Here is a 6,239-nt window from a genome sequence, read left to right as displayed (position 1 = left end):
AGATGGGCATTGCCAACGTCTTCGGTGACGACCAGACACGCGCTTTCTTCCGGGGGCTGTTTACGCAAGCGCTTGCCGAGGACAAGCCTTGCTTCGTGCTGCATGGGCTGGAGGTCGCCGGCAAGTTGCGCGCCGTCACCGGATCGAGCCGCTCGGGCCGGCGCCTGATCTGCGAGTTCGGGGCGATCGCCGAGGATGAACTCGCCAACACCAGCCCGGGCGACTTCCTGTTCTTCGACAACATCCAGAACGCCTGCCAGAGCGGGTTCGCGGTCTATGATTTCTCCGTCGGAGACGAGCCCTACAAGCGGCTGTGGTGCGATATCGAAACGCAGCATTTCGAGGTCCTGGTTCCGCTGACGCTCAAGGGCCGTGCGCTGGGACAGGCACTTCGCCAGGGCGCGCGGCTGAAGGCCTTTGTCAAGAACAGCCCGACGATCTGGAAGCTAGCCAAGATGCTGCGCCGCAAGGCAGCCGGACAGACGCCCCCCCTTCCGACGGAAGACGAACACTAGACCTCAGAAATTGAGAGCCTCGCGGAGCGCTGGGCCTGCCCTAACGCGCAGATCGAGATCAGCCTCGATGTGGTCGATGTGGTGCAGCATCAAGCGGCTCACCAGCCCGGAGTCGCGGCTTTCCAGCGCACCGACAATACCCGTGTGCTCCGTGTGGCCGCAGGCCGATACGCCAGACCGTCCGTAAAGCGCAATGACAAGCGACGAGCGCGCAACCAGTTCCTCCATGAAGCGCTGCAGGATGGCATTGCCGGCGACCGAGGCGAGCAACAGATGGAAATCGCCGGACGCCTTGATTTCGGAACGCCGCGCCGTCGGACCGCGCTCGGCGATGAAGCGGCCCTCCTCGTCGAGTTGCGCCCTGAAGGCGACAATATCGGCTGATGTGACCCGCTCGCAGGCGGCAGTGGCAATGCCCGGCTCGATCAGCCGGCGCGAGGCGAACACCTGGCGCGCTTCCTCGGGCGATGGATTGGCAACGAAGGCGCCTCGATTGCGCTCGGTTCGCACCAGCCCTTCGAAAGACAGCATCTGCAGCGCCGCGCGAGCGACGGTGCGCGACACGTCGAACAGCGTGCCGACCTCGCCTTCCGACAGCTTGGTGCCCGGCGTCAGCCTCCGGTCGACTATGGCGTCGCGCAGACTGTCGCGAATCGCCTGGGCGCGATCCTGGTTGGCGCTGTCTGCGGCGGAATAGACCTGATCGGTGATGTTCATGGCGATGATGGTTCCCGCCCTCTTCTAACGCGAGTCCTCGCTCGTGCACGAGAGGCAAAGTGAACACGAAGTAGAAAAAGATTGCATACGATTTTTGTGCAGATCGCGCGCGATAGCTCATAATTTGTGCAATGCACAAAGTAGCCTCGAAGGTAGGCAACCGGCAAGAAGCCTGATTTCTTTAAACGATTCAAACGCTTGGCCCCACATCCCCAGGTTGGCACGCATGATGCTTTGGTTAATGCACCAAACGGGGAAGCCTGAATGTCCAAAGCCGCCGAGATCGACATCGTGTCCGTTTCGAAAGTCTATGGAACGACGACCGCCGTCGAGGACATCAGCCTGAAGATACCGGCGGGCACCTATTGCTGCCTGCTCGGCCCTTCCGGCTGCGGCAAGACCTCGACGCTGCGCATGATCGCCGGTCACGAAAGCATCTCGTCAGGCGACGTACGGCTCGGCAACATTGTTGTCACCGACCTGCCGCCGGCAAAACGCGGCACGGCAATGATGTTCCAATCCTATGCACTGTTCCCGCATCTGGATCTCGTCGACAATGTCGCTTTCAGCCTGAAGATGAAGGGCGTCGACAAGGAACAGCGCCGTGCCAAGGCGCTCGAAATGCTGAAGCTGATGCAGATGGAGGCCTATGCGACGCGCCGGCCCGCGCAGCTTTCCGGCGGCCAGCAGCAGCGCGTGGCGCTCGCCCGGGCTTTGATCACCGATCCGGAAGCGCTGCTGCTCGACGAGCCGCTGTCGGCGCTCGACCCGTTCCTGAAGATCCGCATGCGCGCCGAGCTGAAGAAACTGCAGACCTCGCTCGGCATCACCTTCGTCCACGTCACCCACAGCCAGGAGGAGGCCATGGCCTTGGCGGACCTGATCGTGGTGATGAATGAGGGCCGTATCGAACAGGCGGCGCCTCCGCGCGACGTGTTCGAACGGCCGGCCACGGCCTTCGTCGCGCGCTTCATGGGCGACCACAATGTCATGTCCGGCCGGGTCACCGGCGAGCATGACGGCATGGTCGTCTTCGACGTCAATGGCGGCGGCTCGCTCGCCGCCTGCGGTCACGGTCGAGAGCCGGGCGCGCCGATCGATATCGCCATCCGCACCGATCATGTGCGCATCGGCGACGCGCCTGCGCCCGGCCTCGGCTTCACCGGCATCGTTTCCAACGTCGAATATCGCGGCCATTCGGTAAAGTTGTCGGTCAACGGCGCCGGCATCGATGACTTCACGGTGATCGTCGACGATTCGGATTTCTTCGCAAAGCCTGTCGCCGTCGGCGACGCCGTGCCGCTCGCCTGGGACCGGCAGGACGCGGTCGTTCTTGGCCGGCTCAATTGATGACCGCCTTCATTCAACACTCAATGACCAAACCAAAACAAGACAGGGGAATGAACATGACAAAGACGACTGAAACAAAAACGGGAATTTCGCGCCGCTCGCTGCTGAAGACGGGGGCTGCTGCCGTCGGCTTCGCCGCCGGTTCCGGCGTCATCACAGGCTTTCCGACCATCTGGGCGCAGTCCAACATCACGCTGCGCCAGTTCGGTACCGGCGTGTCGAACCTCAATGCCATCGCCGACAAGTGCAAGGCCGATCTCGGCATCACGCTGGAGATGACCGCGACCGATTCCGATGCCGCCGCCCAGCGCGCCGTGACCCAGCCCGACAGCTACGACATCGCCGACATCGAATACTGGATCTGCAAGAAGGTGTTCCCGAGCGGCGTGCTGCAGCCGATGGATGTCAGCAAGCTGAAATATTACGACGAACTGGTGCCGCTGTTCAAAACCGGCAAGCTGACGCCCGACAGCGTCATTGCCCAAGGCACGGCGCCGCACACGGTCGGCTTCGTCGAGGCGCAAGACAGCAAGACCTTCGCCAAGGCACCGACCAACTGGTTCACCATGGTGCCGACCATCTACAACGCCGACACGCTGGGCATCCGCCCCGACCTCGTTGGCCGCGACATCACCACCTGGGCCGACATCATGGACCCGGCCTTCAAGGGCAAGACCGCGATCCTCAACATCCCGTCCATCGGCATCATGGACGCTGCGATGATCATGGAAGCTACCGGCAACATCAAATATGCCGACAAGGGTAACATGACCAAGGACGAGATCGACAAGACGATCGACTTCCTAATCAAGGCCAAGCAAGCCGGCCAGTTCCGCGCCTTCTGGAAATCCTTCGACGAGAGCGTCAATCTGATGGCGTCGGGCGAGGTGGTGATCCAATCGATGTGGTCGCCGGCGGTGGCCGCCGTGCGCTCCAAGGGCATTCCCTGCCGCTTCCAGCCGCTCAAGGAAGGCTACCGCTCATGGGGCGGCGGCCTTGGCCTCGCCGCCCATCTCAAGGGTGCCGAGCTCGACGCCGCCTATGAATACATCAACTGGTACACTTCCGGCTGGGTCGGCGGCTATCTCAACCGCCAGGGCTACTACTCGGCCAACATGGTCTCGGCCAAGAAGTTCATGTCGGAGGACGAGTGGGGCTACTGGATCGAAGGCAAGCCGGCCAAGGGCGAGATCAAGGCGCCCGACGGCACCGTCATGGAAAAGGCCGGCGCCGTGCGTGACGGCGGCTCCTTCGAAGAGCGCATGGGCAAGGTCGCCTGCTGGAACTCGGTCATGGACGAGGATCGCTACATGGTGAAGCGCTGGAACGAGTTCATCGCGGCGTAAAGGGAACAAGCGCCCTCCTCTACCCCTTCTCCCTGGCTGGAGAAGGGGAACGCGGCCCGGCCGTATCGCCAAACCCGAGAGCATTGATGACAGTCGCGCTCGAACGCCCCGCAATCGCCGCCGCGAAACCAGCCCGACGACGCCGGTTCTCCATCGGCGCCGTCGCGCCCTATCTGCAGTCGGCACCTCTGGCGCTGATCCTCGGCGCGTTCTTGCTGCTGCCCATCATCATGATCGTCGTCGTGTCGTTCTGGGACTACGACTTCGCCACAATGTACCCGGACTTTCTCACCACCAATTATTCCGACGTTCTCGGCTCCTGGGTCACCTGGAAAACCTATCTCAACACCATCAAATTCGCATTCATCGTCTGGGGGCTGACCCTGTTCATCGGCTTCTGGGTCGCTTATTTCCTCGCCTTCCACATTCGAACGACCGCCATGCAGATGGTGCTGTTCCTGGTCTGCACCGTGCCGTTCCTGACCTCGAACATCATTCGCATGATCTCGTGGATACCAGTGCTCGGCCGCAACGGGCTGATCAACTCGACGCTCGTGCATCTCGGGCTGGTGCCGAAGCCCATCGAATGGCTGCTCTATTCGGAATTCGCGGTCGTGCTGGCCATGGTCCACCTCTACACGCTGTTCATGGTGACGCCGATCTTCAACACGCTGATGCGCATCGACCGTTCGCTGGTCGAGGCCGCGCGCGATGCCGGGGCTTCGGGCGGGCAGGTGCTGTGGAACGTCATCATCCCGCTGGCCAAACCCGGCATGGCGATCGGCACCATCTTCGTCGTCACCCTGGTAATGGCCGATTTCTCCACCGTGCAGGTGATGTCGGGCGGTCAGAGCGCATCCGTCGCGCTGATGATGAAGAACCAGATGTCGCTGCTGCAATATCCAGCCGCCGCCGCCAACGCCGTGGTGCTGCTGGTGCTGGTGCTCTTGATGGTCGCCGGCATCCTGCGCATCGTCGACATCCGCAGAGAACTGTGACGTGAACCACGAAAAACGCACTCTTGAATTCTACGCGCTGGCGGTGTTCTTCGCGCTGTTCGTGCTGTTCCTCTATGGCCCGCTGTCGGCGATCCTGATCCTTTCCTTCCAGGGCGAGACCGGCGGCCTCACCTTTCCGCTCAACGGCGTATCACTGCACTGGTTCGCCAATCTGTTCGAGCGCCAGGCGGTCGGCGATTTCGGCGGCAGCTTCAAGCGCTCGCTGGTTCTCGGCCTTATGGTGATGATCGTCACTGTCGTCGTCTCGCTGCTGGCCGGGCTGGCCTTCCGCCAGAAATTTCGCGGCGCCACCGCTTTGTTCTACCTGGCGGTCGCCAGCCTTGTGGTACCCTCCATCATCATTTCGCTGGGCATCGGCGTTGTCTTTCAGCAGGTCGGCTTCCGACCAGCCTGGTATACGTCAGCCTTCGGCGCGCATTTGACCTGGACCTTGCCGTTCGGCGTGCTCATCATGTTCGCCGTCTTCAACCGCTTCTCGCCTGCCTATGAGGAAGCCGCACGCGACCTTGGCGCCTCGTCCTGGCAGACCTTCGCCCATGTCGTGCTGCCGATGATCGCGCCAAGCCTGATCGGCGTAGGCCTGTTCGGCTTCACGCTGTCCTACGATGAGTTCGCCCGCACACTGATGACCTCGGGAACCTTCAACACACTGCCGCTCGAGATCTACGGCATGACCACCAATGTCACCACGCCGGTTCTCTACGCGCTGGGCACGGTGACCACCGTGTTTTCCTTCCTGGTGATCGTCGCAACGTTAGGCGCCATCCTCTATGTCGGCCGCCGCCGGACCAGGGCGTGATCGTGCGGATACTGGTGGTAAATCCCAACACGACGGCGAGCATGACCGAGACGATCGCGGCCGCCGCGCGCAGTGTCGCCGGTGTCTGGACCGAAATCGTCGCCGTCACGTCGTCCATGGGGCCGGCCTCGATCGAAGGTTATTATGACGAGGCACTGGCGGTGCCCGGCCTGCTAATGGAAATCGCCGCCGGCGAACGTGCCGGGGCGCAGGCCGCGATCATTGCCTGCTTCGACGATACCGGGCTTGATGCCGCCAGGGCCATGGCCGCCATTCCCGTCATCGGCATTTGCGAGGCAGCCCTCAGCATGGCCTGCTTCATTGCCCAGCGTTTCACTGTCGTAACCACCACCGAACGCTCGCGTGTGCCTGTCGAGGGGTTGGTGCAACGCTATGGCATGTCGGGTCGGGCGCGCGTGCGAGCCGCCGATATTCCGGTGCTGGCACTCGAGGACCCGGCATCGGGGGCGGTCGACAAGCTGCGCGGTGAGAT

At 62.4% G+C, this 6,239-nt stretch carries 7 protein-coding genes; 6 read left to right on the top strand and 1 reads right to left on the bottom strand.

The window, feature by feature from the left end:
• A partial coding sequence (locus EOA36_RS23710) for a GNAT family N-acetyltransferase (RefSeq protein ID WP_127279661.1) occupies window positions 1-515 on the top strand: 515 nt, incomplete at its 5' end.
• Window positions 516-518: 3 nt separating this feature from the next.
• On the opposite strand, the gene EOA36_RS23705 is transcribed toward EOA36_RS23710, so the two are convergent.
• Window positions 519-1,232 carry a GntR family transcriptional regulator gene (locus tag EOA36_RS23705; RefSeq protein ID WP_127279660.1) on the bottom strand — a complete coding sequence of 238 codons (714 nt, stop codon included), beginning with the start codon at window positions 1,230-1,232 and terminating at the stop codon, window positions 519-521.
• A 264-nt stretch (window positions 1,233-1,496) separates the two neighbouring features.
• Between EOA36_RS23705 and EOA36_RS23700 the strand changes: the two genes are divergently transcribed.
• From EOA36_RS23700 to EOA36_RS23680, 5 genes are all read left to right on the top strand, one after another.
• Window positions 1,497-2,582, top strand: coding sequence for an ABC transporter ATP-binding protein (locus tag EOA36_RS23700; RefSeq protein ID WP_127279659.1), 1,086 nt, complete (start codon window positions 1,497-1,499; stop codon window positions 2,580-2,582).
• Window positions 2,583-2,638: 56 nt separating this feature from the next.
• Entirely contained in the window at window positions 2,639-3,928 is a 1,290-nt protein-coding gene (locus tag EOA36_RS23695; protein ID WP_127279658.1) for a PotD/PotF family extracellular solute-binding protein, read from the top strand.
• 86 nt (window positions 3,929-4,014) lie between these two features.
• Window positions 4,015-4,926: an ABC transporter permease gene (locus EOA36_RS23690; protein ID WP_127279657.1), complete on the top strand. Its 912-nt coding sequence runs from the start codon at window positions 4,015-4,017 to the stop codon at window positions 4,924-4,926.
• 1 nt (window position 4,927) lies between these two features.
• A complete protein-coding gene (locus EOA36_RS23685) occupies window positions 4,928-5,746 on the top strand; it encodes an ABC transporter permease (RefSeq protein ID WP_127279656.1) in 819 nt (272 codons plus the stop codon).
• Between the two features lie 2 nt (window positions 5,747-5,748).
• A partial coding sequence (locus tag EOA36_RS23680) for an aspartate/glutamate racemase family protein (RefSeq protein WP_189553331.1) occupies window positions 5,749-6,239 on the top strand: 491 nt, incomplete at its 3' end.

This window comes from Mesorhizobium sp. M8A.F.Ca.ET.021.01.1.1 (assembly GCF_003998025.1).
Classification (GTDB): domain Bacteria; phylum Pseudomonadota; class Alphaproteobacteria; order Rhizobiales; family Rhizobiaceae; genus Mesorhizobium.
Note: the sequence above shows the minus strand (reverse complement) of the source record. Positions and strands in the feature narration are given on the sequence as shown.

Coding starts and splice junctions, on each gene's coding strand:
- EOA36_RS23705 (WP_127279660.1), bottom strand. CDS start 1,232: ATGAACATCACCGATCAGGTCTATTCCGCCGCAGACAGCGCCAACCAG.
- EOA36_RS23700 (WP_127279659.1), top strand. CDS start 1,497: ATGTCCAAAGCCGCCGAGATCGACATCGTGTCCGTTTCGAAAGTCTAT.
- EOA36_RS23695 (WP_127279658.1), top strand. CDS start 2,639: ATGACAAAGACGACTGAAACAAAAACGGGAATTTCGCGCCGCTCGCTG.
- EOA36_RS23690 (WP_127279657.1), top strand. CDS start 4,015: ATGACAGTCGCGCTCGAACGCCCCGCAATCGCCGCCGCGAAACCAGCC.